This window comes from Rhodoferax lacus (assembly GCF_003415675.1).
GTDB lineage: Bacteria > Pseudomonadota > Gammaproteobacteria > Burkholderiales > Burkholderiaceae_C > Allorhodoferax > Allorhodoferax lacus.
In genome coordinates this window covers 667,383-689,290 of record NZ_QFZK01000001.1, presented here as the reverse complement: position 1 = coordinate 689,290, position 21,908 = coordinate 667,383, and the positions used below count along the sequence as shown (strand labels likewise).

Below are 21,908 nucleotides of genomic sequence, written 5' to 3'. Positions count from 1 at the left end.
CCATGCAGGCGTTTGTTGTTGCCGTGCTGGTGGCTGGGTGCTTTGTCTACGCGCTGTGGACATTGGGGCCCAAGGCGCCACGCCAGCGCCTGGCATTGGCCCTGTTGAAGTGGCCATTGCCCGCGCTGCTGCAAAAGCCACTGAGCGCTGCGGCACGCATGCAAGGGGGGTGCGGCTGTGATGGCTGTGACCAGCCATCTGCCTTGAAACCCGCGGCTGGCAAGGGCGCGGTTACCGGTGCTGGCACGGCTGAGGCGCAGTACAAGCCCGTGACGTTTGTGCGCAAACCTTAGCGCGCAACTTCCTGCGCGGACCAGATGATGGTCATGGGCGAGGGAGCGCGGCCATTCTCGTCCAGTGGCAAGCGCTCGGCCTTGTCGATGGCATTCAAGGCCGCCTCATCCCAGGACTTGGTGCCACTGGGCTTGGTGATCCGGCGGCTCAGAATGCTGCCGTCTGACGAGGTACGCACTTCAATCTCGGTGATGGGGTTGCCCACCACGGTTTCGGTATAGGTGTGGAAGCGCTTGATGTAGGCCCGGATACGGCCCACGTAGCTGGCTGACAAGGACCTGGATTCCAGCGAGGTGCTGGTTGAATTGGCAGCCCCCGTGCCGCCCGCACCGGCCAGACCCTCCATGCGCTTGATGGCCTTCTGCCGTTGCTCGGCCATTTGCTGGGCTTCTTTCTGGTCCAGTTTTTTCTGCTGCTCTTCCTTGGTACGGGCCAGTTTTTCAGCCTGCTCTTTTCGCAGTTTGTCCTGCTGCTTTTCCAGTTCTGCCAGCTTCTTCTCTTCCAGCGCCTGCTTTTCCTGGGCCAGCTTCTTTTCTTTGAGTTCGCGTGCCTTCTGCAGCTCTTTTTCCTTCTGCTTTTCTTTCTGCTTTTCTTTTTCCAATGCGATCTGTGCCTCCGCCTTGATGGCAGCAGCATTGGGAATTTCAGGCGCAGGCGGTGGTTTGGCTTCCTTGGGCACCGGCTTGGGCGGTTCGATCACGGGCTCGGGCTCCGGCAGGGGCGCGGGTGCTGCGGCTTCCACGGGCACCGCTGACCACAGCTCGGCCTCAAAGGTCTGCTGCACCGGCTCGCTGTTCCAATGCACACCCACGCTCAGCACCGCAAGCAGCACGGCATGGGCCAGTATGGCCAGGGCCAGGGCGCGCAGTGATCCACCGGCGTGCGGTGGTGCGAATTCCAGATGCGGTGCGGTAGATGCCATGCGTTCGGAGTGGTTGGCGAGCTTCTTAGTTGACCAGCTGCACCGACAGGCCCACACGCTGGATGCCCGCACGCTGCAAAGTGTCCATCACGCGCACCACGCTCTCGTACTTCACGTTCTTGTCGGCGCTGATCACCACCGCCGTGCTGGCTGCGGCCGCGCTGTCTTTGGCCCCCTGGGCACTGCGCACGGCAGCTGCCAGGCCAGCCAGGTCCACGGGCGAGGTCTTGTCTGCGGACTTGAGTTCGAGCTTGTCGTTCTTGCTGACGATGACCTGGATGATCTGGTCGGGCTGGCGTGAGGCCTTGCCTACACTGGGCAGGTCGATCAGGCTGGGTGTGATGAGCGGCGCGGTGACCATGAAGATGATCAGCAGCACCAGCATCACGTCAATGAAGGGCACCATGTTGATTTCGTTGATGGTGCGGCGTCCCCCGCGTCCCCGTCCGGCTACAGCTGGCATGTATGGCTCCTTGGGGGTGGGGTTTAACGTGCTGCAGCGGCGGCGGGTGCCGCGGCCTGGGCACCGACGTTGCGCTGCAGGATGTTGGAGAACTCTTCAATAAAGGTTTCCTGCTGGATGGCAATGCGGTCCAGGTCGCGCGCGAAGCGGTTGTAGGCCACAACCGCCGGAATGGCAGCAAACAGGCCGATGGCCGTGGCCACCAGTGCTTCGGCAATGCCGGGGGCCACCGTGGCCAGGGTAACCTGCGTGAGTGAGGCCAGGCCGACGAAGGCATGCATGATGCCCCACACCGTGCCAAACAGGCCCACATACGGGGACACCGAACCCACCGAGGCCAGGAAGGACAGGTTGACTTCCACCTCATCCATCTCGCGCTGGAAGCTTGCACGCATGGCGCGGCGCGCGCCATCCATCAGCGTGCCCACGTCGGTGATGCGTCGCTCGCGCAGCTTCTGGTACTCGCGCATGCCGCTCACAAAGATGCGTTCCATGGGGCCGCACTGGCTGGCCCGCTTGGCAGCCGTGTTGGCCAGTTCGGTCAGGCTGGCCCCCGACCAGAAATTGCGCTCGAACTCTTCGTTCTGGTCCTTCACTTTCTTGAGCGAAAACAGCTTGCGGAAGATGGCTGCCCAACTGGAAATGGAGACCAGCATCAGCAGCAGCATCACGGCTTGCACCACGGCGCTGGCGTTGAGCACAAGATGGAGTATGGAGAGGTCTTGGTTCATGGTGGGTTCAGGTTGTTCAGGCCAAAAGGGTACGCAGCCGCTCTACTGCCGTTTGCAAATGCGCCATGGAGCTGGCAGTGGAAAAACGGATGAAGTTGGCCGTCTGTGCATGGCCAAAATCGCGGCCCGGCGTGACCGCCACATGGGCGCGGTTCATCACTTCAAACGCAAAATCCCAGCTGCCGTTGACACCCAGGGTGGCACAGGCGGCCGAGCAGTCGGCCCAGGCGTAAAAAGCGCCGTCCGGCATCACGGGTACGGTCAGGCCCAGGGCATTGAGGGCGGGAATAAAGTAGTCGCGCCGTGCCTTGAATTCCTGGCGCCGCTGCTCGTACAGGGCAATGCTGTCCGGCTCAAAGCAGGCCAGGGCGGCCTGCTGGGCAATCGTGCTGGGGCAGATGAACAGGTTTTGCGCAAGGCGCTCGATGGTCGGCACCAGCTTTTCTGGCACCACCATCCAGCCCAGACGCCAGCCGGTCATGTTGAAGTATTTGCTGAAGCTGTTAAGGCTGATGACCCCGTCATCCAGCGCCAGGGCAGTCTGCCCGTACTGGGCCTCGAAGCTCAGCGGCAGGTAGATTTCGTCCACCAGCGTGATGCCGCCACGCGCCTGCACCACCTGGTGGATGCGGCGCAATTCATCCGGATGGATGGAGGTGCCCGTGGGGTTGGAGGGCGAGGCCAACAGCACGCCACGGGTGCGCGGTCCCCAAGCGGCCTGCACCTTGTCGGCACTGAGCTGGAAGCGCTCTTCCGCAGTGGTGGGGATTAACACTGCTTTGCCAGCGGCGGCACTGACGAAGTGCCGGTTGCAGGGGTAGCTGGGGTCGGGCATCAGCACTTCGTCGCCGCTGTCAATCAGCGCCATGCAGGCCAGGTGCAAGGCGGCCGAGGCGCCAGCTGTAACCACGATGCGGCTGGAAGGCACTTGCACCCCAAAGCGCGTGGCGTACCAGTGTGAAATGCGTTCGCGCAGGGGCATCAGGCCCAGGGCAGGGGTGTACTGCGTCAGCCCGCCATGCACGGCACGGTTTGCTGCCTCCTGCACCAGAGGTGGCGCGGTGAAGTCCGGCTCGCCAATGTTCAGAAACACCATGGGCGTCTCGGTGTGCGCTATGGTTTTGCCCAAGTCGGCGGCCGCCTTGGCCACCTCCATGACATAAAACGGTTCTATGCTCTGGGCGCGCGCGGAGATGTGCATGGATGGGGGATCAGCGCGGCTTCTTGGTGCGGTCGGCTTCAACTTCCAGGGCACGCAGTTGCGGCGCCAGGCCATTGAGTACGGCGTTCACATACTTGTGGCCGTCGGTGCCGCCAAACTCCTTGGCCAGCTCCACGCATTCGTTGATGACTACGCGCCACGGCACATCCAGGCAGTGCTGCATCTCGTAGACGCCAATCCACATGACGGCATGCTCGATGGGCGAGATCTCGCCCCAGGGACGGTCCAGCAGCGGCTGGATCAGGATGTCCAGTTGCCGGGCCTGGTCGGCGCAGCCGTGCAAAAGGGCGTCGAAATGGGCGGCGTCGGCCTTGTTGAAGCCGGCCAGGTCGCGGGTGAAGGTATCCACATCCTCCACCGGGTTGCAGCCGACGATGAACTGGTAGAGGCCCTGCACAGCAAACTCGCGGGCGCGGCTGCGGTCGGACTTGCTGCCGGCCTTGCGTGCGCCGGTGCTGGTGACGCCAGTGCGCGGCTGCCTGGGCGGCCGTGCCGGGGCGCTGGGGTGGTTGAAATCACTCATCAAATAGTCTCCAGCAGGTTAGCCATTTCAACCGCTACGCGGGCCGCGTCGCGGCCCTTGTCGACCTGGCGGGCCACAGCCTGCTCCAGGTTTTCGGTGGTCAGCACGGCGTTGGCAATCGGGATCTGGTAGTCTAGGCCGATGCGGGTGACCGCAGCGCCGGATTCGTTGGCCACCAACTCGAAGTGGTAGGTCTCGCCACGGATGATGCAACCCAGGGCAATCAGGGCGTCAAAGCCGGCCTTCTCGGCCATGGCCTGCAGTGCCACGGCCACTTCCAGCGCGCCGGGTACCGTGATGTGGGTGATGTTCTTCTCAGTCACGCCCAGGGCCAGCAACTCTGCCTTGCAAGCGTCGGCGAGTGCATCGGTGATGTTGGCGTTGAAGCGTGCCTGCACGATGCCGATCTTGAGTTTCTTGCCGTTCATGCGGCTATCGCCTGCGGCTACGGTGCCTTTGTCTGCGCCAAACATATGGAGTTCCCTTGCGTGTGTTTTATTTGCTGATGTAGCCGGTGATTTCCAGGCCGTAGCCTGTCATGCTGGGCATGCGGCGCGGGCTGCCCATCAGGCGCATCTTGTGCACGCCGCACTGGCGCAGCACTTGGGCACCAATGCCGTAGCTGCGCAGGTCCATGCGCCCGCGTTCGGGCGCGTGGGCGGCGCGGGCCGTGCCTTCAAACTGGGACAGCAGTTGTTCACCGCTCTCGCCGCAGTTCAGCAGTACGACCACGCCACTGCCTTCCTGTGCGATGTAGTCCAGCGTGGCCTCCAGGCTCCAGGAGTGCATGGTGCGGCCCACTTCGAGTGCGTCCAGCACTGACAGCGGCTCGTGCACGCGCACGGCCACAGCATCTTCTGGCTTCCATTCACCCCTGACCAGGGCCAGGTGGATGCCGCGGCCTGTGGTGTCGCGAAAGGCGTGGGCTGTAAATTCGCCAGCGGTCGTCTGGATGCGGCGCGTGCCGACCTGTTCGATCAGCGACTCGACGCGGCTGCGGTGGGCAATCAGGTCGGCAATGGTGCCGATTTTCAGGCCGTGCTCGGCAGCAAAGAGTTGCAGGTCGGGCAGGCGGGCCATGGTGCCGTCGTCCTTCATGATCTCGCAGATCACCGATGCCGGGGTGCAGCCCGCCATGGCGGCCAGGTCGCAGCCGGCTTCGGTGTGGCCCGCACGCATCAGCACGCCGCCATCCACTGCCTGCAGCGGGAAGATGTGGCCCGGTTGCACCAGATCAGCCGGCACCGCGTTGCGGGCCACGGCGGCCTGCACGGTGCGGGCGCGGTCCGCGGCAGAAATGCCGGTGGTGACACCCTCGGCGGCTTCAATCGATGCGGTAAAGGCCGTGCCTTTTTTGTCGCCATTGCGGGCTGTCATGGGGGGCAGTTGCAGGCGCTCGCAGCGTTCACGGCTGAGGGTCAGGCAGATCAGGCCACGGCCAAACTTGGCCATGAAGTTGATGCCTTCTGCCGTCACATGGTCGGCAGCCAGAATCAGGTCGCCTTCGTTTTCGCGGTCTTCTTCATCCACCAGGATGACGATCTTGCCGGCGCGCATGTCGGAGACGATGTCTTCAATCGGAGATATGGGTACGGGTTGCAATGCAGTCATGGAGTACGAAGAAAAGAAATTAAACAGACGCCGAGGTGGAGCTGGGCGCAGCAACGGGTGCAGTCAGCATGCGTTCCACGTAGCGCGCAATCAGGTCAATCTCCAGATTGACCCGCGAGCCTTGGCTCAACGAAGACAGAGCCGTGTTCTCCACGGTGTGCGGAATCAGGTTGATGCTGATCTCACAGCCGGTGTTCAGGTCAGTGACCTGGTTGACCGTCAGGCTGACCCCGTTGATGACGATGGAGCCCTTGTAGGCCAGGAACTTGCCCAGCTGCGGGGGCGACAGTACACGCAGTGTCCAGCTTTCACCCACCTGGGCAAAGTGGGTCACTGTGCCTACGCCGTCCACGTGGCCGGAGACCAGGTGGCCGCCCAGACGGTCATTGGTGCGCAGGGCTTTTTCCAGGTTGACGGTGCCGGTCTGATCCAGGCCAGCCGTCTTGTCCAGCGATTCGGCTGAGATATCCACGGTGAACTGCCGGTTCGCGGTGTCCAGCGTGGTGACGGTCATGCAGGCGCCGTTGAGCGCGATGCTGTCCCCCAAGCCGACATCCTGCAGGTAGTCCGCGGGGCAGGTGATGGTCAGGCGCTTGCCGTGTGTTGAAGAGCCTATGGCGCGAACGGCGGCGATGCGCCCTACGCCGGTGATGATTCCGGTAAACATGCCGGTATTTTCGCAGGGATTGGGCCTTTGACCCGGGTCAGGGCCCAATCCCTGCGAATTAAAAATCGTCACGACCGGTAACGCGCGCCAGCAGGCGCATGTCCGGCCCCACCAGCGTGCTGGACAAAAAGCGCAGGTTCAGGGCCTGTGAGAGTTCGGTCAGCGGCCCAAAATGGGCCATGTCTGCGCCTTGGCCCAGGAGCTTGGGCGCCAGATAGACCAAAAATTCGTCCACCAGGCCTTCACGCACCAGCGAGCCATTGAGCTTGTGCCCGGCCTCCACATGCAGTTCATTGATTTCGCGCTGGCCCAGGTCGCGCAGCAGGGCAGCCAGATCCACCTTGCCGGTGGGCCTGCCGTCTGCAGCCCGTCCGGGCAGGTAAATGACGGTGGCGCCCTGGGCCGTGAGAGCCGCGGCTTTTGCCTCGTCCTCCTGTGCGGCGTAGATCAGCAGGGTTCTGCCCGGCAGGAAGACGGGAGAGTCCAGCGGAGTTTGCAGCGCGCTGTCCACGACCACCAGATGGGGCTGGCGCGAGGTCTCCACCAGGCGCACGTCAAGCCGGGGCCGGTCTTGCAGCACCGTGCCTATGCCGGTCAGCACGGCGCTGGCGCGTGCACGCCAGGCATGTCCATCGGTGCGTGCCTCGGCTGAGGTGATCCACTGGCTGGCCCCGTTGGGCAGGGCGGTCTTGCCGTCCAGGGAGGCGGCAATCTTCAGGCGCACCCAGGGGGTTTTGCGCACCATGCGGCTGAAAAAACCGATGTTGAGTTCGCGCGACGCGATGGCCTGCGGGTGGTCCGCAGGCAACAGCTCTACCGCAAGGCCTGCGGCCCGCAGACGGGCAAAGCCCTGACCGGAGACCAGCGGGTTGGGATCAGTCTGGGTGGCCACCACGCGCTGTATGCCGGCGGCAATCAGGGCATCGCAGCAGGGGCCGGTGCGGCCCTGGTGGGAACAGGGCTCCAGGGTTACGTAGGCTGTGGCGCCTTGCACGGCATTGCCGCGTTCACGGGCATCCCGCAGGGCCATGACTTCGGCATGCGGGCCACCGGCCATTTGGGTATGGCCTTGGCCCAAGACGGTGCCATCCGCGCCCACGAGGAGGCAGCCCACCCGCGGGTTGGGGTCCGAGAGTCCTGTAGCCCGTTGGGCCAGTTCGAGTGCGCGTTCCATGTGCATATTCATTTCTATCAGTCGTGACCGGGCGGGCATGCGAGGCATAGGTTAACCGCATCGGCACGGCCAAGATGCGGGCAGCGCCGTTTGGCGCACGCATGGCGCCGCCCGTCCTTTGGCACTGGATGTGTCTTGGCTAATGAATAGGGCTTGGATAGTCTGCAGCCCAGGATATTCAAGATGCAAACAAAGCTGTACCAACCCAAGACCCGATACCGTCAGGGCCTCACCGCTGTTGAGATGCTGGTGGTTCTGGTCATTGCGGGAATTCTTGCGGCTCTGGCAACACCCTCGCTGGTTTCCATGGCAAACACCCTGCGGCAAAAGTCGGCAATCAACATGCTTGCCAGTGACCTGAACTTGGCGCGGGCAGAGGCCGTCAAGCGCAATGCACGCGTTTTGGTGTGTGCCCGCAGCGCAACGGATGCCACGGATGCCAATGACACAGGCTGCGCCACGTCCTCCCCCAGTTGGGCCAGTGGTTGGCTGGTCTGTGTGGACACCACCAGCGACGGCACGGACAACTGCGATGCAGCAACTGCAACCATTCCCAACCCTCTTTATGTCCGTGCACCCTTGGCCACGCAACTGACCCTGTCTGCCCACAATGGAGCTGCCACTTATGGGGTCCGCTTCAATGCCAATGGCACGCAAGGGGGAGCCGGTGCGATGGCCGCAACCCTGACAGTGGGTGGTACTTGGTCGGGAGCGGTCGACAAAACGCTCACTGTGGCTGCTACGGGCAGTGTGCAAGCCCATTAAACGACGCTGTATGCGCAAGCTACCCGCACCCGCACCCGCACCACGCTACCGCCGTCATGGGTTTTCATTGATCGAGGTGCTGGTGACCATACTCTTGATATCGCTGGCACTGGTTGGGACATTCGGATTGCAGTCCTTCGCCCTGAAGCTGAACCAGAATGCACAGTTCAGAACCCAGGCGGTGATCCTGGCCTCTGATTTGGCCGAACGCATGGAGGTCAACAAGGCGGCCGCAGTCGCTGGAAACTATGTCTATACCTGTCCCTCGCCTGCAGCAGCTGTGAGCAATGCCTGCGGTCCCGCTGGAGCCCTGTGCCAGCCGGCCGCTTTGGCAACTTACGATCTGCTGCAATGGCAGGCTGCTGTGGCTGTGGCTCTTCCGCAGAGCACATGCTCTGTTGCGCAAACCACCGGCGGCAATCCCAGCACCTACACCATCTCACTGACCTGGGTAGACCGTCAGACCGACACCACTTACGACGCATCCGCAGTGAGCGCTTCGGGCACGGGTGAGGTGCTGACTTACAAGGCCACCCGGACCATCTTCAACTAGGCCATGAAATGCCGCTATTCACTCCCCACGGCCCACGGCCAAAAGCGTCCGGGTGCGCAAGCGGGCTTGTCACTGGTTGAGTTGATGGTGGCTATCACCGTGGGCTTGGTGGTTATTTCCTCGCTGGTTGGTATCTTGGCAAGTGCCTCCGGCAGTTCGCGCTCCAATGACCGCACCTCCGAAATGGCGACCAATGGCCGCTATGCGCTGTCGTCGCTCAAAGACGAACTCCGGCATGCAGGATATTTGGGGTACACCCTGGCACAGCCCGGTAGCCCTGCACCTTGGACTGACCCGCAAAGCGGCTGTTCGGATGCAGGAAGCACTGTTGGTGGCTTTGTGACGAACATAGGCCAGGGTATCTGGGGCGCTGACAACAGCAATCCCTTTTCGGGTGCATCGAACTGCATACCTTCTGCCAACTACGAGGCAGGTAACGACGTGCTGGTCATCCGCCACCTCGGCAATGCACCGGCATCCACACTGGACAAGAATACCGTCTATTTTCAGTCCGCCTATGCGCAGGGGCAGATGTTCAAGACGACTTCGACACCAGTGGCGCCGATATCCGTAGGTGCTGGCCTGCCAGTGGACACGTTTCGCGTTAACACCTTTGTCTATTTCATCAGCCCCTTTACTACAACGGCTGCCGAAAGTCCGCTGGTTCCCGCGCTGTGGCGGCTGGCGATGCAGGCTGACGGAACCATGGAGCGGGAATTGGTGGCCAGCGGCATAGAACGCATGCAAGTGCAGTACGGGATCATGCCCAACGCGACTGACGTTCAGTTTTACGACTCCATTCCCGGAACTGCCTCGGATACGAAACCTGCCAATGCAACGGTCAATTGGGGCAACGTGACCTCAGTGCGTATATGGCTGCTGGCTCGCAATTCCACTGCGGAATCAGGCTATGTCAATACCCAAACCTTTGCCATGGGTAACCAGCCTTATAACGTGAAAGACGGATTCCGGCGGCAGTTGTTCAGCACCGTTGTCCAACTGCGCAATGGAGTTCCAAAGCTATGAATCCTATGTTTGGAACCCGGAGGCTAAAGCGCGAGCAGGGCGCCACGTTGGTCCTGGCCCTGGTTATTCTGGTGTTGATCATGATGTTGGGCATTGTTGCCATTGGCACCTCCAATACGCAGTTCAAACTGGCGGGCAACATTCAGTTTGACAACAACGCGCTGAACAACGCCGAGCTTGCGATCACAACGGCTGAGAAATGGCTTGTCATTGGCTCCAACTACCTCGATCCCGGGTTTGACAGCTACTCTGCCAGTACTTCGCCCGCTCTCTACCCGCTTGGTTCCAGCGCCGCCGCCGTGGCATCGCCCCTGACCACCATGTATTCGTCTGCGAATGCCATCTGCGTTGATTCCAATGCGTCTTGCACCAGCAGCTATGTGATACAGCTCATGTCGCAAAACAGCACCTTGCCAAATGTGAGTCTGGATAGCGATGGTGTCTGCAATAAGGTTAACACCTACCAGATATTTGGCCGTGGTACCGGCGGTAGTGGTGCCAGCAAGACCCTGGCGAGCTACTACAGCGTAAAGAGTTGCAATCCACCGTAGGCGAGGCATTTCCATGAACCAACGCACCATACAACCCATCTGGCTTGCCACCCTGCTATTGCTGGCAACCGTGGCCATGCTCTTCAAGACGGCACTTGCCTTCTCTGCATTTCTGCCTTCCCAGGAACCGGTGGGCTACGTTGCTCAACTCAGACCCACCAACCCTGACCTGAGCAGCAACGCCGAAAACATCTTTCGCACCCTCTACGAGCGAGACGGTTGGAGCGGAAACGTACTGGCGTTTGGCATTGACAAATATGGAGCGATCGCATCCACACCCAAGCTGAATATGGCCGAATTGCTGGATGCAAGAACCAGTGCCCGCACCATCGTCACCATGAAGAGTGACGGCAGCAAGGTGCCGTTTTCTCTGAACTCACTCAGTGCGACGCAGCAGGGCTACTTGAGCCGAAGTACGGCGGAAACGGGTGTGGCGAGCAGCCAGCAGGTGTTGGACTATCTGCGTGGGGACCGGTCTCTCGAAACCGACGGACTTTCGGGCGCACTGCGTGCCCGCATCTCAAGACTTGGCGATATTGTGCACTCAAGGCCTTTCTATGTCTCGGATTCAAGGCTGGCAAGTGGCAGAGCGAAGACGGCTTCAGCGCCACTGCCAACGCTGTTTGTAGGAAGCAATGATGGAATGCTGCATGCCTTTGATGCATCTTTCAACTCAAGCACCTCGGGGCAGGAGCGTTGGGCCTACGTTCCGTCCATGCTGATACCCAAAATGAGTGCTCTGGCGGATACCAGCTATGCGCATGACTACTTTGTGGATGGCTCCGTGAGTGTGGGCTACATATCAGCGGGGGCCAAGCGCATTTTGGTAGGTGCGCTGGGTGCTGGTGGCCGTGGCCTGTATGCGCTGGACATCACCGGCGACGCGGGCCTTGCGCCTGGCGATGAAGCCACGGCGGCAAGCCATATCAAGTGGGAAATTACGACCAGCACGATCAATTACGTCGATAGCTATTCCTATGCCAATCTGGGCTACACCTACTCCAACCCTATTTTGGGGAAGGTGAAGGACATTGATGCAGTGATTGTGGGCAACGGGTATCTGGGTGCGGACGGCAGAGCCTACCTGTACATCATCAACGCAGATACTGGTGCCTTGATGGGAAGCCCCATTGCTACCGATAGCCAGACTGGTAATGGCCTCTCTACGCCAGCTGTAGTCGATTCCGACGGTGACGGCAGTATTGACTATGTCTTCGCCGGAGATTTGCTGGGCCGCATGTGGCGCTTTGACGTAAATTCTGGAGCCAGCAAGCTGGTCTATGACACTGCCAGGACGCCGGCCCAGCCCATCACGATGGCGCCCAGCGTTCGTGTCCACCCCAACGGCGGATATATGGTGAATTTTGCAACGGGTTCCATGCTGACTGCGGCCGATAGTACGGACGGCAGCACGGTGTATGCGGCCTACGGCATCTGGGACAGTGCCCCGGCCACTAACACAGCCATGCTGACACAGACACTTACCACACGCTGCTTCAAATTGGTAGGCGGCGCATGCAGCCGGTATACAAGGACGATTACGTCTCCACAAACGCCCGACTGGTCCACCGGGACCGCAAGCAATCCACACAGCCGAGGGTGGATCACACCACTGCCAGCGGGAGAGCGCGTGGTGGGCAGTGGCAGCCTTATTGATGATGGGCGCTTTCATTTCATCGCTTACAACCCAACGGCGTCCAGTACACCCATCGCCGGAGCGCAGTCTGTCAAAGGCTCCAACTACCTGATGGAACTGAATAGCTTGTCGGGTGGCGTTGCCGAAAACCGCCCGTTTCTGGATTTCAACGAAGACGGCCAGATAACCGATGCTGACCGGCAGGTATGGCGAACCGGTGACGTGGAGACATCACCCGCCACAAGCAATGGAAGCCCCATCTTGACAGCTGATGGCGTACCTGTGGGCTATTTTTATTCCATTGGTGTGAGTTCGCAACCCGTGCTGGTGCAAGCGGCCACGACCACCAAGGTCCTATTCAATCAGAACCCTGATGTTGATATGCCCAGGCCCGTCGTGAATGCACGGACGGTTACGACAACGACAGTTGTTCCTGACCCGGGTATTTCCGGCGGAGACTTTGATGTTGACTTTTTTTATGGCCCGAGTTTGTCAAATTGTTCAGGACGCGATTGCAAGTTTCAGGTTGATTACCACTCCTATGACAGTGACTACGATGCCACCGGTATGAACTTCCTTGACCCCGGTGATGCAAAATTTAATCTGAGCAAGGCCATACCATCAACGTCCACACCATTCAAAGTGCTTGTGCAAAACCAGTATCTGAGTCCAGCGGCCCAAATTCATATTGGTGATAGTTCCTATCGCGCCAACGTGGATGCTGGCTACACCAATATCAAAAATTACCAGACCAGTCCGAGCATCACGGCAATGAGCTTGCTATCCAGCTTTGCACCAACCTATACGCGTGCAAACATTGGTAGCTTTGCAGTAAACCTGCCGACCTATGCCTTTTTTCAGAAGGATTGGTGGGGTGGTGTCAATGGTTTACCAGCCGATGTCAGAACCGGCTTGCACCCTACCTCTACGGCATGTGTGCTTTTGGGGGATTCTGCGGGCGATGGCAATATGTTCCATCCCGCCATACCTCCATCTGGTGTAACGGCGACGGGAAATGGAACCAAGGGCTATAGCTTCAATGACGCGAATAATTCGCGGGCGTCCGGTGTGCGTCACAACGGGGCTTTGACTTTCCAGGTAATCCGGGCCGACACGCCGGTCGGGGCACTGGAGCAAGTAGTTGCAGGTCGACCAGAATATGGTTGGACAGTAAAAAGAGACCAGTTCACCTATGTGCTGGCGGAATACAACATCTACTGGCCCTATTACGAATCATTTGACATATGTTACGGCTGGCGGGGCTGGACCAAATTGGCAAAGATGGATCCCATTACCTGCACCTATCCGTACTGCCCCAGATATGCTGTTGCGGGCGATCCCCGCCTTGGAAGATTGACCTCGAATAATCTGGAAGCGATCGCGAAGGCAACCACGACTGTCTCTACCGTTTCGAGTGCTACGGCCAAGGTGGTTAGAAGTGGTGCCATAACGACGATAACCTACTCAGATGGTTACGTTATTACCATGACACAGACCAGCAATACCGAGGCTGGGACGACCAGCATCCGGACCACCGACAGCAATGGTGCCGATACAACGCAGACCTATGTCTCACCCAAGGCCACGGTGGATTCTGGTGGCAGCCAGCGTGGAACGCGTGCCATTACCGGACGAATTTCGTGGCGCGAGTTGGTGCAACCATGATGATTCGTACGCGTGCGGTGCAAGTAGGACAAAGCAATCGCAACAAGGTGTCCAGCTTCCAGTCGGGCGGCTTCAGCCTGGTGGAGTTGATGATCACAGTCGCCATTGTTGCCATTTTGTCTTCGGTCGCTTTGCCGAGCTACCGGCAACATATTGTCCGTGGTTCGCGCGTTGCAGCGCAGGCTGAACTGCTGCAGTTGGCCGCGTTGCAAGAAAAAATATATCTCAACTCCAGTAGTTATGCCTTCGGCACATCTGGCGTAACCGCGAACTATTCTGGAACCAATGCTGGCGGTTTGGGGCGCAGCTCTGGACTTACCAACGATGGCAGGTATGACTTGTCGTTGGTGAGGCTGGCGTCCAGCACGTCCTGCAGCGCAGCCGGAAGTTCCGCCACAGTCTCTGGTGCACAGACCTTTGTTCTGATGGCCACACCGGTGTCTGGCAGCACACAACAAGGGGATGGCAGTATCTGCGTGACTGAATCAGGCAAGCGTCTGTGGGGTACGTCCGCCTGGTAAGGCCGTCCCCACAGGATCAGGCCAGGCGCGGGGTCGGTATGAACAACGCGTGCACCATTCGCTCGTAGCGATCATTTTCTCATCAAGCTTTGCCACCGTGCTTGCGGCAATCTCCGCGCACGATGTCGCACAAGCCAAATTACACAGGACAGCAAAAAGGCGTCACCCCGGTCGAAATGCTGACCACGCTTGCTATTGCGTGCATCTTGGCTGCGGTGGCAATGCCATCCCTCAGCGCGCTGGTGTCAGACATGAGGGAACGCAGTGTCGCCGGTGCGCTCTTTACCAGTCTTCACCGGGCAAGAAACGAGGCTATCCATCGCAATGCCAGGGTGGTGATTTGCAAGTCATCAACGGGATTGGGGTGTGCCAGCAAAGGCGGGTGGCATCAAGGCTGGATTATTTTTCACGACGTCAATAACAACGCAACGCTTGACGCGGGGGAGACCTTGATACACACGGAACTGTTGTCGCCTGGCAATGTGAGCCTTACAAACAATGGTCGTGTTGAAGGCTACGTCTCGTTTACGGGTGAAGGACTTCCAAGGTCAGTGCGGCTTTATATCCTGGATGAGACTTTCACAGTCTGCAGGCAGTCAGTAACCCAAGTGACCGCACGTCAGATCAAGCTCAGCGGGCCCGGAAATATCCGTAGCGTCAAATCGGTAGTCGCTAATTGCAGCTAACTTTTACTTGCTGACCTCGTCCACCAGAGTTCTGAACTCATCAATGTCTTCAAAGTTGCGGTACACGCTGGCAAAGCGCACATAGGCCACTTTGTCCAGTTTTTTCAGTTCCCGCATTACCAGTTCGCCAATGCGGGTGGATTGCACTTCGCGCAGGCCCAGGTTCAGCAGTTTTTCTTCAATGCGCTCAATCGCAGCATCCACCTGCTCCGTACTGACCGGCCGCTTGCGCAGGGCCAGCTTCATGGAGGCCAGCAGTTTGGCTCGTTCGAACTCTATGCGTCGGCCGTCTTTCTTGACGATGCTTGGGAAATTAACATCCGGGCGCTCATAGGTGGTGAAGCGCTTTTCACAAGAGCCGCACTGGCGGCGCCTGCGGATGAAGTCCCCGTCTTCAGACACCCGGGTCTCCACGACCTGGGTGTCCTGGTTGCTGCAAAACGGGCACTTCATCGTGATGGCACTCTTACTTGTAGACCGGGAAGCGCGCGGTCAGCGCATGCACCTTGGCGCGCACAGCTTCAATGTTGGCCGCGTCGCGCGGGTTGTCCAGCACGTCGGCCACCAGGTTAGCAGTCAGGCGTGCTTCTTCGTCCTTGAAGCCGCGGGTGGTCAGGGCAGGGGTGCCAATGCGCACGCCGCTGGTCACCATGGGCTTTTCGGGGTCGTTGGGGATGGCGTTTTTGTTGATGGTCATGTGGGCGCTGCCCAGCACGGCCTCGGCTTCCTTGCCGGTAATGCCTTTGGAGCGCAGGTCCACCAGCATCACGTGGCTTTGGGTGCCGCCGCTGACGATACGCAGGCCGCGTTGGGTCAGGGTTTCTGCCACGATCTGTGCATTCTTGAGCACCTGTTGCTGGTAAGTCTTGAAGCCTGGCTCCAGCGCTTCCTTGAAGGCCACCGCTTTGGCTGCAATGACGTGCATCAGCGGACCGCCCTGCAGGCCGGGGAAGATGGCGCTGTTGATGGCCTTCTCGTGCTCGGCCTTCATCAGGATGATGCCGCCGCGCGGGCCGCGCAGGCTCTTGTGGGTGGTTGATGTCACCACGTCGGCATGGGGCACGGGGTTAGGGTAGATGCCTGCGGCAATCAGGCCGGCGTAGTGGGCCATGTCAACCATGAACAGCGCGCCTACATCTTTGGCCACCTTGGCAAAGCGCTCAAAGTCGATGTGCAGGCTGTAGGCGGATGCGCCGGCAATGATCAGCTTGGGCTTGGTCTCATGGGCGCGGCGCTCCATGGCGTCGTAGTCAATGGCCTCGTTGGCGTCGAGGCCGTAGCTCACCACGTTGAACCACTTGCCGCTCATGTTCAGGGGCATGCCGTGGGTGAGGTGGCCGCCTTCGGCCAGGCTCATGCCCATGATGGTGTCGCCGGGCTTGAGGAAGGCCAGGAAGACGGCTTCGTTGGCGGAGGCTCCGCAATGGGCTTGCACGTTGGCGGCGTCTGAGCCAAAGAGTTGCTTGACACGGTCAATGGCCAGTTGCTCGGCCACGTCCACATATTCGCAGCCACCGTAGTAGCGGCGCCCGGGATAGCCCTCGGCGTACTTGTTGGTGAGCTGGCTGCCTTGTGCTGCCATCACGGCGGGAGAAGCGTAGTTCTCGCTGGCAATCAGCTCAATGTGGTGTTCCTGGCGCGCGTTTTCGGCCAGGATGGCCTTCCACAGTTCAGGGTCGGTTTGTTCAACCAGGATGTTGCGGTCGTACATGGCAGTCCTTTAAGACAATGGGCCTGTGGGTGTGAGGTGACACAGGGCTGCCCAGGCGAACGGCTGATCGCTACGGCTTGTAACCACCGTGCGGCAACGCTTCCCTGTGGTGTCCCACATCAGCCCCGTATCCTTTTGGATCAGGGCCTATCGCCAGTCGCGTGCAGGGCGAGTTTAACGGAAGCCAATCAGGAGTTGAGGAGACTCACAACCGTTTCGGTGTCAGGCTTGATGGCGGGTGCGGACTTGACGGGCACAATTTGCTGTGCAAACACCGGTACGGAGCGACCGGCTGCAACCTGCTTCAGGCGTTCATGCTCTGCCAGAACCTTGGCGGCATAGCCTCCGTCCTCCTCCATATTGGCTGCACCTACATAAAACTTGAGGCCGCCCTCCAAAGAACCGGCCCGGGTAATGCATTCCTGCAGCACCTTCACGCCTACCCGCAGATTCGTGAGTGGGTCAAAGGCTGCAAAACGGCCGCCAAAGTTGTCGTACTTGTCACTGTGGATCTTGGTCATGACTTGCATCAGGCCTTGGGCGCCCACATTGCTTTGGGCAAAGGGGTTAAAGCCCGACTCCACGGCCATGACGGCCAGAATCAAGGTTGGGTCCAACTTGGTCTTGGCACCGGTTTCATAGGCCTCGGCCACCAGAGCGCTCAGGGGTTCGGGTGCAATGCTGTATTTGCGGCTTAACCAATAAGTAATGGCGGCTTGCTGCTTGGGCAGGCTTTTGGGATCGGCCGCGGTGGCACGGTCCACTGCGTCAGGACTGCTGACAAAGCCGTTGATGGCGGCCTTACGGTCTTGCAACCAAGTGATGAGCTGGGCTTCGCCGGCTTCGCGGAGTTCGGGCCGGGCGGTAAGAGTAATGGTTGCAAACATGACGGCCAAGCCCAGCAGGGCAAAACCGTTGTGTGTGATTTCAAAAAATCCCTGGGCAATGTCGCTTACAAATACGCGAAGCCCACGGGTGAATTTTTCGGTCGCTGTCATAGCTTTTCCTTCTTAGGCGGGAGCCCCGGGTCCATTCGCTCCAGCAGAATTGCCAGGGCACAGGGTGGGCACCACGTTTGGGTTGGTACGCTATCAATATCCTGCGGCGTCTTCTAGACATGTGCAGCGATTTGAATATGCCGAGTTCGGCAGCGGATGCGGGTAATCCCTGTAGAGTTCAAGGATGGGCGGATTCTAGGATGCCTCAATATAACCCGTCAACCATATCAATCATCTTTAATATGCATTTATATGCTTAAAAAAGTGCAAATGCAGGGCCCGTGCGGCTTTCCGAGCCATCGGTTGGCGTTGGAAATTTTCCAATCGCAAGCCGCTTATTCATAAATACCGTAATTTGCAATGCCTGCGGACTGCACCTAATCTCAGTCGTCCGTCCAACGGACATGTGTCGGCAGTAGCCAGTCCTTACGGTATGGGTAGGTGATAAAGCGGCCCCGACATCCATCAAGGCAATCGCTTGCCTTGGGCCTGCACCGGGACATCCAACTTCTGGTGTGGCAACAGCAGGTGACACAGGACGGTACGTCCGTCACCAAGCCCGGATTGCGCCAGAAATGCCGCAATCCGGGCTTTCTTTTGGCAAACGCTGGTCGAGCCCAAGGAAAAATCAGGGAAAGCATGGATTTAGCGGCGAAAATAGCAGGCTATCTCCCTCTTACCTTGACCCGAGCCTACTGTGACGTCTTCTCATTCCGCTAAACATACCGATATTTCCCAACTGGACGCATTGACCAAGGGTGCTTTTTCCGCTCCAACTGCAGGTGAGCGGGCAGCGCGGGTTCGCGATTGGCTGGCCGCAAAGCCATCTTCTGATGAACTGGCAGATGTGTTCAAGGAACTCAGTGTCAAGGACAAAGGTGCGGCCAAGCTGGTGCGGGAGCGTCTGGATGAGATCCGTCGCTCCAAAGGCCAGGAAGCACTGGGCGCTGAATGGGCCGCCAAAGCGCAAGCCCTGCTGGCTGTGACCAAACTTAATATTGCCGATGCACTGGCGTGGCAACGCGATGCGGCCAAGGCGGGCGCTCCATTGAGCAAAGAACCTCTGGCGACCCTGAAGCTCGAACTCGCTGAGCGGGTGCGCAGCATTGAAGACCTTCAGCACCAGGTGCAGGTGCAGCGTGAAGCTGCTGTGTTGTTGGCACAGCGTATAGAAGTGCTTTCCACCAAACCCTGGAAAGATGCCGAGCAGGCTCTTGAGAGCTTGCGTGCGGACGTCGAGCATTGGCAGGCGCAGGCGGCAAGCTTGGTCTCCAACGCTGGTTGGCCCAGTGTGGACCTGAAATTTCCACCCCTGCTGGATGCCTCGCGTGCCCAGTTGCTGGTGGTGTGGGACGCTTTCCAGGCAGCCGTGGCGCAGGCGCTGCTGGCCTCTGGTGACGCTGCTGCGGCACTGCCACCGGTGCCGGTGTGGGCCGACGAACTGCGTGTTGCGCGTGGCATTCCTTTGGAACCCGTAGCCAAGCCCGGCAAGGCTCCAGTCGATCCTGAAGTGCGTGCCGCTGCAATGGCTGCGGTCAAGGACGCACTCTCCAAACTGGAGGCTGAAGTGGGTGAGGGCCACGGCAAGGCCAGCGCCGGCGCTGCGGCTGCGCTTCGCCAAGCCTTGAAAGAGTTTGGCAAACTGATAGACACAGGCCTGGATAGCCAGGCACATGCGGCCCTGGCTGCAGCCGGGGAATTGGAAGGCTGGCAGCGCTGGCGTGCTGACCAGTTGCGTGAGGAACTGGTGGCCAAGGCCGAAGGCCTGCTCAAGCGCCCGGAAGGCCAGGCCATTGGTGGACGCAAGATGCAGGAAAACCTGCGCACTTTGCGTGAGCAATGGAAGCAGACCGACCAGGGTGGGGTGCCCAACCACGCCCTGTGGAAGCGCTTTGATGAAGCCTGCAACGAGGCCCACAAGGTTGTCGAGGGCTGGCTTGAAAAGGTCAAGGCCGAGGCCGCAGAACACAAGGCGCAACGCCTGGCCCTTATTGAAGAGATCAATGCCTGGGCTGCCGCCAACCGCACGGCTTTGGATGACGACTGGAAGGGCTTTAGCCGCATCCTGCATCAGTTTGGCGACCGTTGGCGCGATGGCGGCCATGTCGGCGAAAAGGTGTTTGCCGAATTGCAGCCGCTGTGGAAGCAGGCCATTTCCAATGCCGCAGCACCGCTGGAAGCCCTGCAGGCCCAAAGCCTGATCGCCCGCCAAGCCATGATTGAAGAGGCCAAAGTTCTGGGCGCCGCACCCGTGCTGCGCGTGGACGCGGTCAAGGCACTGCAGCAACGCTGGCAGGCTGAGGCCCACGCCGTTCCCATGGACAGACGCCAGGAGCAAAAGCTCTGGGATGCGTTCCGCAAACCGGTGGATGATGCCTTCAATCGCAAGACCCAAGAACGCGAAAAGGCCCAGTCCAGCCTGAATTCGCATGACCGCACCGTGCTGGATGCAGCCAAGGCCTTGGAAGCGGCAAATGCAACAGGCGATGCCCAAGCTATCCGCGCGGCTGTAGCCGGTCTGGAGGCCGCACTGAGTGGTCAGGCACAGGCACAGGCGCAAGTCAAGGATGCTGGCGTTCAGGAAGATGCCGCCAAGGCTGCCAGTGCTGCCAGCGGCGATGCACCAGCTACAGAACCAGACCAGGCAGCAGACGCCAGCACTACTGCTGACGCACAAGCCACAGAATCCAGCGGTGACAGTGAATCTGCGGAACCGCTTGCCGCCCTTTCGCCCGCTCCAGTTGTTGCCAAGCCCAAACCCGTTGTTGCTGTGCGCGGCGATGACCGGCCTGGTATGAAAAAAGAAGCTCCAGCACTGCCCGCAGGGCGCGCGGGCAAGTGGAATGACCGCAAGGACGCACCCCGTGGTGGACGTGACGGCAAGTCGGACTTCAACGCCCGTGGTGGCGATGACCGTCCGCGTGGTGGTAGCTGGCAGGAGACGCCCCGGCTTGGAGATGCGGCCTTCAGGGCCCAGCGTGATGCGCTGGAACATGCGCAGTTTGCTCTCAAGAAGCTGGCAGCGCAGGCCCATGGTGAGGCCCTGACGAATTTGCTGACAGCCTGGGAAAAGCGCGATGCGGCCTTGCTGCCCAGTGCTCAGGAATTGGGTCCTCGCATCAATGCAGCCACCCGTGGTGCATGGCAACAGGCTCTTGGTGGTTCGCTGAAAGTTGATCCCAAGGGCGTGAGTCCGGCCGAGGCCTTGCTGCGTCTGGAGATGGCAGCAGAAGTCCCTACGCCAGCTGAACATCTGAACGCGCGCCGTATGCTGCAATTGCAATTGCTCACCCGTCGTAATGATCTGGCGCCCGCCCAGACCTGGGGACAGGATGCTGCGCTGGTGTTTAGTGGTAGCTACGGTGCAGAAGAAGCGCGCCGCCTCCAAAACGCGGTGAAGGCTCTGCTCAAACGGTAGGTAGCGAAACGGCTGGCAGGCGGATGGGCACGGATGTGCCTCCCGCTTGTACCGTTATTCTGAGGACTTCGGCGCGTGGCGGTGTTGCGCTGAGGTCCCAATCACTCAGCACCGTGCGCACCATGCCGGGGGCCAGCAGGTGTTGGCCTGGCTTGTGGGTGTGGCCATGCAGCAAGTGCTGTGTCTTGGATGCATGCAGAAGAGCCAGCGCAGTGGGGCTGTCCACATCGGAGTAAGCAGCGCCCGTCAATTTCCTGGACGCGCTGGCTTGGCGAATGCCACGCGCAATTTGCTGGCGTTCGTCCAGTGGTTTGGACAGGAAAGCATCTTGCCAGTCAGCACTGCGCACCTGCTGCCGAAAGGCCTGGTATTCCAGATCGTCCACACACAGGGCATCGCCATGGCTGAGCAGCCAGCGTTGGCCGGCAAATGTCAAAACGCTGGGGTCGGGCAGGGCGGTGGCATTGCAGGCTTGCATGAGTGCCGGGCCCATTAAAAAATCACGATTGCCCTGCATGATGAAGAGCGCCAGGCGATCGCCAGTCTGGCGCAAGACGGAAACGCATTCGGCTTCGAATGAGCCAGTAACCCGTGCTGCATCGTCACCGACCCAGGCTTCAAACAGGTCACCCAGGATAAAAAGTGCATCGGCCTGGGTGGACTGCATATAGTCCACCCAGGCCGAAAAGGTGGGCATTTCCGATGCCTGCAAATGCAGATCGGAAATGAAATCCGCACATTGCCAATGGGGTGGAGCCAGAAGTTCCATCC

The 21,908-nt window shown here is 59.8% G+C and carries 22 protein-coding genes and 1 riboswitch; of the genes, 9 read left to right on the top strand and 13 right to left on the bottom strand.

All coding sequences use genetic code 11. The annotated features are described in order from the left end of the window. Positions 1 to 2 precede the first annotated feature (2 nt). Positions 3 to 293 (top strand): hypothetical protein, encoded by a 291-nt coding sequence (locus DIC66_RS03170; protein ID WP_117173904.1) that lies wholly within the window; start codon positions 3 to 5, stop codon positions 291 to 293. Here the strand turns inward: DIC66_RS03170 and DIC66_RS03165 are convergent. From DIC66_RS03165 to ribD, 9 genes are read right to left on the bottom strand one after another with little or no spacing between them, the layout of a single operon-like run. Further along, positions 290 to 1,216, bottom strand: a complete 927-nt coding sequence (locus DIC66_RS03165; protein ID WP_117173903.1) for an energy transducer TonB — start codon at positions 1,214 to 1,216, stop codon at positions 290 to 292. The genes DIC66_RS03170 and DIC66_RS03165 overlap by 4 nt on opposite strands. A 25-nt stretch (positions 1,217 to 1,241) precedes the next feature. Further along, a complete protein-coding gene (locus DIC66_RS03160; protein WP_117173901.1) occupies positions 1,242 to 1,679 on the bottom strand; it encodes a biopolymer transporter ExbD in 438 nt (145 codons plus the stop codon). 23 nt (positions 1,680 to 1,702) lie between these two features. Beyond that, positions 1,703 to 2,410, bottom strand: a complete 708-nt coding sequence (tolQ, locus tag DIC66_RS03155; RefSeq protein ID WP_117173900.1) for a protein TolQ — start codon at positions 2,408 to 2,410, stop codon at positions 1,703 to 1,705. A 16-nt stretch (positions 2,411 to 2,426) separates the two neighbouring features. After that, positions 2,427 to 3,611 (bottom strand): pyridoxal phosphate-dependent aminotransferase, encoded by a 1,185-nt coding sequence (locus DIC66_RS03150; protein WP_117173898.1) that lies wholly within the window; start codon positions 3,609 to 3,611, stop codon positions 2,427 to 2,429. A gap of 10 nt (positions 3,612 to 3,621) precedes the next feature. Further along, on the bottom strand, positions 3,622 to 4,155 hold the full coding sequence (gene nusB / locus DIC66_RS03145; protein ID WP_117173896.1) for a transcription antitermination factor NusB: 534 nt from the start codon (positions 4,153 to 4,155) through the stop codon (positions 3,622 to 3,624). Then, entirely contained in the window at positions 4,155 to 4,628 is a 474-nt protein-coding gene (gene ribH, locus DIC66_RS03140) for a 6,7-dimethyl-8-ribityllumazine synthase (RefSeq protein WP_117173894.1), read from the bottom strand. Before ribH ends, nusB begins: the two co-directional genes overlap by 1 nt. A gap of 22 nt (positions 4,629 to 4,650) precedes the next feature. Continuing rightward, positions 4,651 to 5,766 (bottom strand): bifunctional 3,4-dihydroxy-2-butanone-4-phosphate synthase/GTP cyclohydrolase II, encoded by a 1,116-nt coding sequence (gene ribBA, locus DIC66_RS03135; RefSeq protein WP_117173892.1) that lies wholly within the window; start codon positions 5,764 to 5,766, stop codon positions 4,651 to 4,653. Positions 5,767 to 5,785: 19 nt separating this feature from the next. Next, positions 5,786 to 6,433 carry a riboflavin synthase gene (locus tag DIC66_RS03130; RefSeq protein WP_117173891.1) on the bottom strand — a complete coding sequence of 216 codons (648 nt, stop codon included), beginning with the start codon at positions 6,431 to 6,433 and terminating at the stop codon, positions 5,786 to 5,788. Positions 6,434 to 6,491: 58 nt separating this feature from the next. Next, positions 6,492 to 7,613: a bifunctional diaminohydroxyphosphoribosylaminopyrimidine deaminase/5-amino-6-(5-phosphoribosylamino)uracil reductase RibD gene (ribD, locus tag DIC66_RS03125; RefSeq protein ID WP_420820472.1), complete on the bottom strand. Its 1,122-nt coding sequence runs from the start codon at positions 7,611 to 7,613 to the stop codon at positions 6,492 to 6,494. 177 nt (positions 7,614 to 7,790) lie between these two features. On the opposite strand from ribD, the gene DIC66_RS03120 reads away from it, so the two are divergent. The 7 genes from DIC66_RS03120 (at position 7,791) to DIC66_RS03090 (ending at position 15,010) form a co-directional block, all read left to right on the top strand. After that, on the top strand, positions 7,791 to 8,372 hold the full coding sequence (locus tag DIC66_RS03120; protein ID WP_117173887.1) for a GspH/FimT family pseudopilin: 582 nt from the start codon (positions 7,791 to 7,793) through the stop codon (positions 8,370 to 8,372). Between the two features lie 10 nt (positions 8,373 to 8,382). Further along, on the top strand, positions 8,383 to 8,925 hold the full coding sequence (gene pilV / locus DIC66_RS03115) for a type IV pilus modification protein PilV (protein ID WP_117173885.1): 543 nt from the start codon (positions 8,383 to 8,385) through the stop codon (positions 8,923 to 8,925). A 3-nt stretch (positions 8,926 to 8,928) separates the two neighbouring features. After that, positions 8,929 to 9,951 carry a PilW family protein gene (locus tag DIC66_RS03110; protein WP_117173883.1) on the top strand — a complete coding sequence of 341 codons (1,023 nt, stop codon included), beginning with the start codon at positions 8,929 to 8,931 and terminating at the stop codon, positions 9,949 to 9,951. Further along, positions 9,948 to 10,502 (top strand): pilus assembly PilX family protein, encoded by a 555-nt coding sequence (locus DIC66_RS03105; protein ID WP_158558826.1) that lies wholly within the window; start codon positions 9,948 to 9,950, stop codon positions 10,500 to 10,502. The genes DIC66_RS03110 and DIC66_RS03105 overlap by 4 nt, the downstream gene beginning before the upstream one ends. Positions 10,503 to 10,515: 13 nt before the next feature. Continuing rightward, complete coding sequence (locus DIC66_RS03100; protein WP_117173879.1) at positions 10,516 to 13,803, top strand: pilus assembly protein; 3,288 nt, start codon at positions 10,516 to 10,518, stop codon at positions 13,801 to 13,803. After that, the gene (locus DIC66_RS03095; RefSeq protein ID WP_117173877.1) at positions 13,800 to 14,324 is read left to right on the top strand and encodes a type IV pilin protein; all 525 of its coding nucleotides are present in this window, start codon (positions 13,800 to 13,802) and stop codon (positions 14,322 to 14,324) included. Before DIC66_RS03100 ends, DIC66_RS03095 begins: the two co-directional genes overlap by 4 nt. 122 nt (positions 14,325 to 14,446) lie before the next feature. Then, positions 14,447 to 15,010: a GspH/FimT family pseudopilin gene (locus tag DIC66_RS03090; protein WP_117173875.1), complete on the top strand. Its 564-nt coding sequence runs from the start codon at positions 14,447 to 14,449 to the stop codon at positions 15,008 to 15,010. A 3-nt stretch (positions 15,011 to 15,013) separates the two neighbouring features. Here the strand turns inward: DIC66_RS03090 and nrdR are convergent, their stop codons facing one another. From nrdR to DIC66_RS03075, 3 genes are all read right to left on the bottom strand, one after another. Then, the gene (gene nrdR / locus DIC66_RS03085) at positions 15,014 to 15,463 is read right to left on the bottom strand and encodes a transcriptional regulator NrdR (RefSeq protein ID WP_117173873.1); all 450 of its coding nucleotides are present in this window, start codon (positions 15,461 to 15,463) and stop codon (positions 15,014 to 15,016) included. A gap of 13 nt (positions 15,464 to 15,476) precedes the next feature. Next, positions 15,477 to 16,721: a serine hydroxymethyltransferase gene (glyA, locus tag DIC66_RS03080; RefSeq protein WP_117173871.1), complete on the bottom strand. Its 1,245-nt coding sequence runs from the start codon at positions 16,719 to 16,721 to the stop codon at positions 15,477 to 15,479. 42 nt (positions 16,722 to 16,763) lie between these two features. Beyond that, positions 16,764 to 16,892: riboswitch (ZMP/ZTP riboswitch) on the bottom strand. A 17-nt stretch (positions 16,893 to 16,909) separates the two neighbouring features. Next, a complete protein-coding gene (locus tag DIC66_RS03075) occupies positions 16,910 to 17,719 on the bottom strand; it encodes a lytic transglycosylase domain-containing protein (RefSeq protein ID WP_117173869.1) in 810 nt (269 codons plus the stop codon). A gap of 697 nt (positions 17,720 to 18,416) precedes the next feature. On the opposite strand from DIC66_RS03075, the gene DIC66_RS03070 reads away from it, so the two are divergent. Continuing rightward, positions 18,417 to 21,137 (top strand): DUF349 domain-containing protein, encoded by a 2,721-nt coding sequence (locus DIC66_RS03070; protein ID WP_117173867.1) that lies wholly within the window; start codon positions 18,417 to 18,419, stop codon positions 21,135 to 21,137. On the opposite strand, the gene DIC66_RS03065 is transcribed toward DIC66_RS03070, so the two are convergent. Further along, a complete protein-coding gene (locus DIC66_RS03065; protein WP_117173866.1) occupies positions 21,127 to 21,906 on the bottom strand; it encodes a UDP-2,3-diacylglucosamine diphosphatase in 780 nt (259 codons plus the stop codon). The genes DIC66_RS03070 and DIC66_RS03065 overlap by 11 nt on opposite strands. Between the last annotated feature and the right edge of the window lie 2 nt (positions 21,907 to 21,908).

Bases quoted from the DNA above. Each gene is read 5' to 3' on its own strand.
- DIC66_RS03120 (WP_117173887.1), top strand. From the start codon at position 7,791: ATGCAAACAAAGCTGTACCAACCCAAGACCCGATACCGTCAGGGCCTC.
- DIC66_RS03130 (WP_117173891.1), bottom strand. From the start codon at position 6,433: ATGTTTACCGGAATCATCACCGGCGTAGGGCGCATCGCCGCCGTTCGC.
- ribBA (WP_117173892.1), bottom strand. From the start codon at position 5,766: ATGACTGCATTGCAACCCGTACCCATATCTCCGATTGAAGACATCGTC.
- ribD (WP_420820472.1), bottom strand. From the start codon at position 7,613: ATGCACATGGAACGCGCACTCGAACTGGCCCAACGGGCTACAGGACTC.
- DIC66_RS03160 (WP_117173901.1), bottom strand. From the start codon at position 1,679: ATGCCAGCTGTAGCCGGACGGGGACGCGGGGGACGCCGCACCATCAAC.
- DIC66_RS03105 (WP_158558826.1), top strand. From the start codon at position 9,948: ATGAATCCTATGTTTGGAACCCGGAGGCTAAAGCGCGAGCAGGGCGCC.
- DIC66_RS03150 (WP_117173898.1), bottom strand. From the start codon at position 3,611: ATGCACATCTCCGCGCGCGCCCAGAGCATAGAACCGTTTTATGTCATG.
- tolQ (WP_117173900.1), bottom strand. From the start codon at position 2,410: ATGAACCAAGACCTCTCCATACTCCATCTTGTGCTCAACGCCAGCGCC.
- nusB (WP_117173896.1), bottom strand. From the start codon at position 4,155: ATGAGTGATTTCAACCACCCCAGCGCCCCGGCACGGCCGCCCAGGCAG.
- DIC66_RS03090 (WP_117173875.1), top strand. From the start codon at position 14,447: ATGTCGCACAAGCCAAATTACACAGGACAGCAAAAAGGCGTCACCCCG.
- pilV (WP_117173885.1), top strand. From the start codon at position 8,383: ATGCGCAAGCTACCCGCACCCGCACCCGCACCACGCTACCGCCGTCAT.
- glyA (WP_117173871.1), bottom strand. From the start codon at position 16,721: ATGTACGACCGCAACATCCTGGTTGAACAAACCGACCCTGAACTGTGG.
- DIC66_RS03100 (WP_117173879.1), top strand. From the start codon at position 10,516: ATGAACCAACGCACCATACAACCCATCTGGCTTGCCACCCTGCTATTG.
- ribH (WP_117173894.1), bottom strand. From the start codon at position 4,628: ATGTTTGGCGCAGACAAAGGCACCGTAGCCGCAGGCGATAGCCGCATG.
- DIC66_RS03065 (WP_117173866.1), bottom strand. From the start codon at position 21,906: ATGGAACTTCTGGCTCCACCCCATTGGCAATGTGCGGATTTCATTTCC.
- DIC66_RS03075 (WP_117173869.1), bottom strand. From the start codon at position 17,719: ATGACAGCGACCGAAAAATTCACCCGTGGGCTTCGCGTATTTGTAAGC.
- DIC66_RS03110 (WP_117173883.1), top strand. From the start codon at position 8,929: ATGAAATGCCGCTATTCACTCCCCACGGCCCACGGCCAAAAGCGTCCG.
- DIC66_RS03165 (WP_117173903.1), bottom strand. From the start codon at position 1,216: ATGGCATCTACCGCACCGCATCTGGAATTCGCACCACCGCACGCCGGT.
- DIC66_RS03170 (WP_117173904.1), top strand. From the start codon at position 3: ATGCAGGCGTTTGTTGTTGCCGTGCTGGTGGCTGGGTGCTTTGTCTAC.
- DIC66_RS03095 (WP_117173877.1), top strand. From the start codon at position 13,800: ATGATGATTCGTACGCGTGCGGTGCAAGTAGGACAAAGCAATCGCAAC.
- nrdR (WP_117173873.1), bottom strand. From the start codon at position 15,463: ATGAAGTGCCCGTTTTGCAGCAACCAGGACACCCAGGTCGTGGAGACC.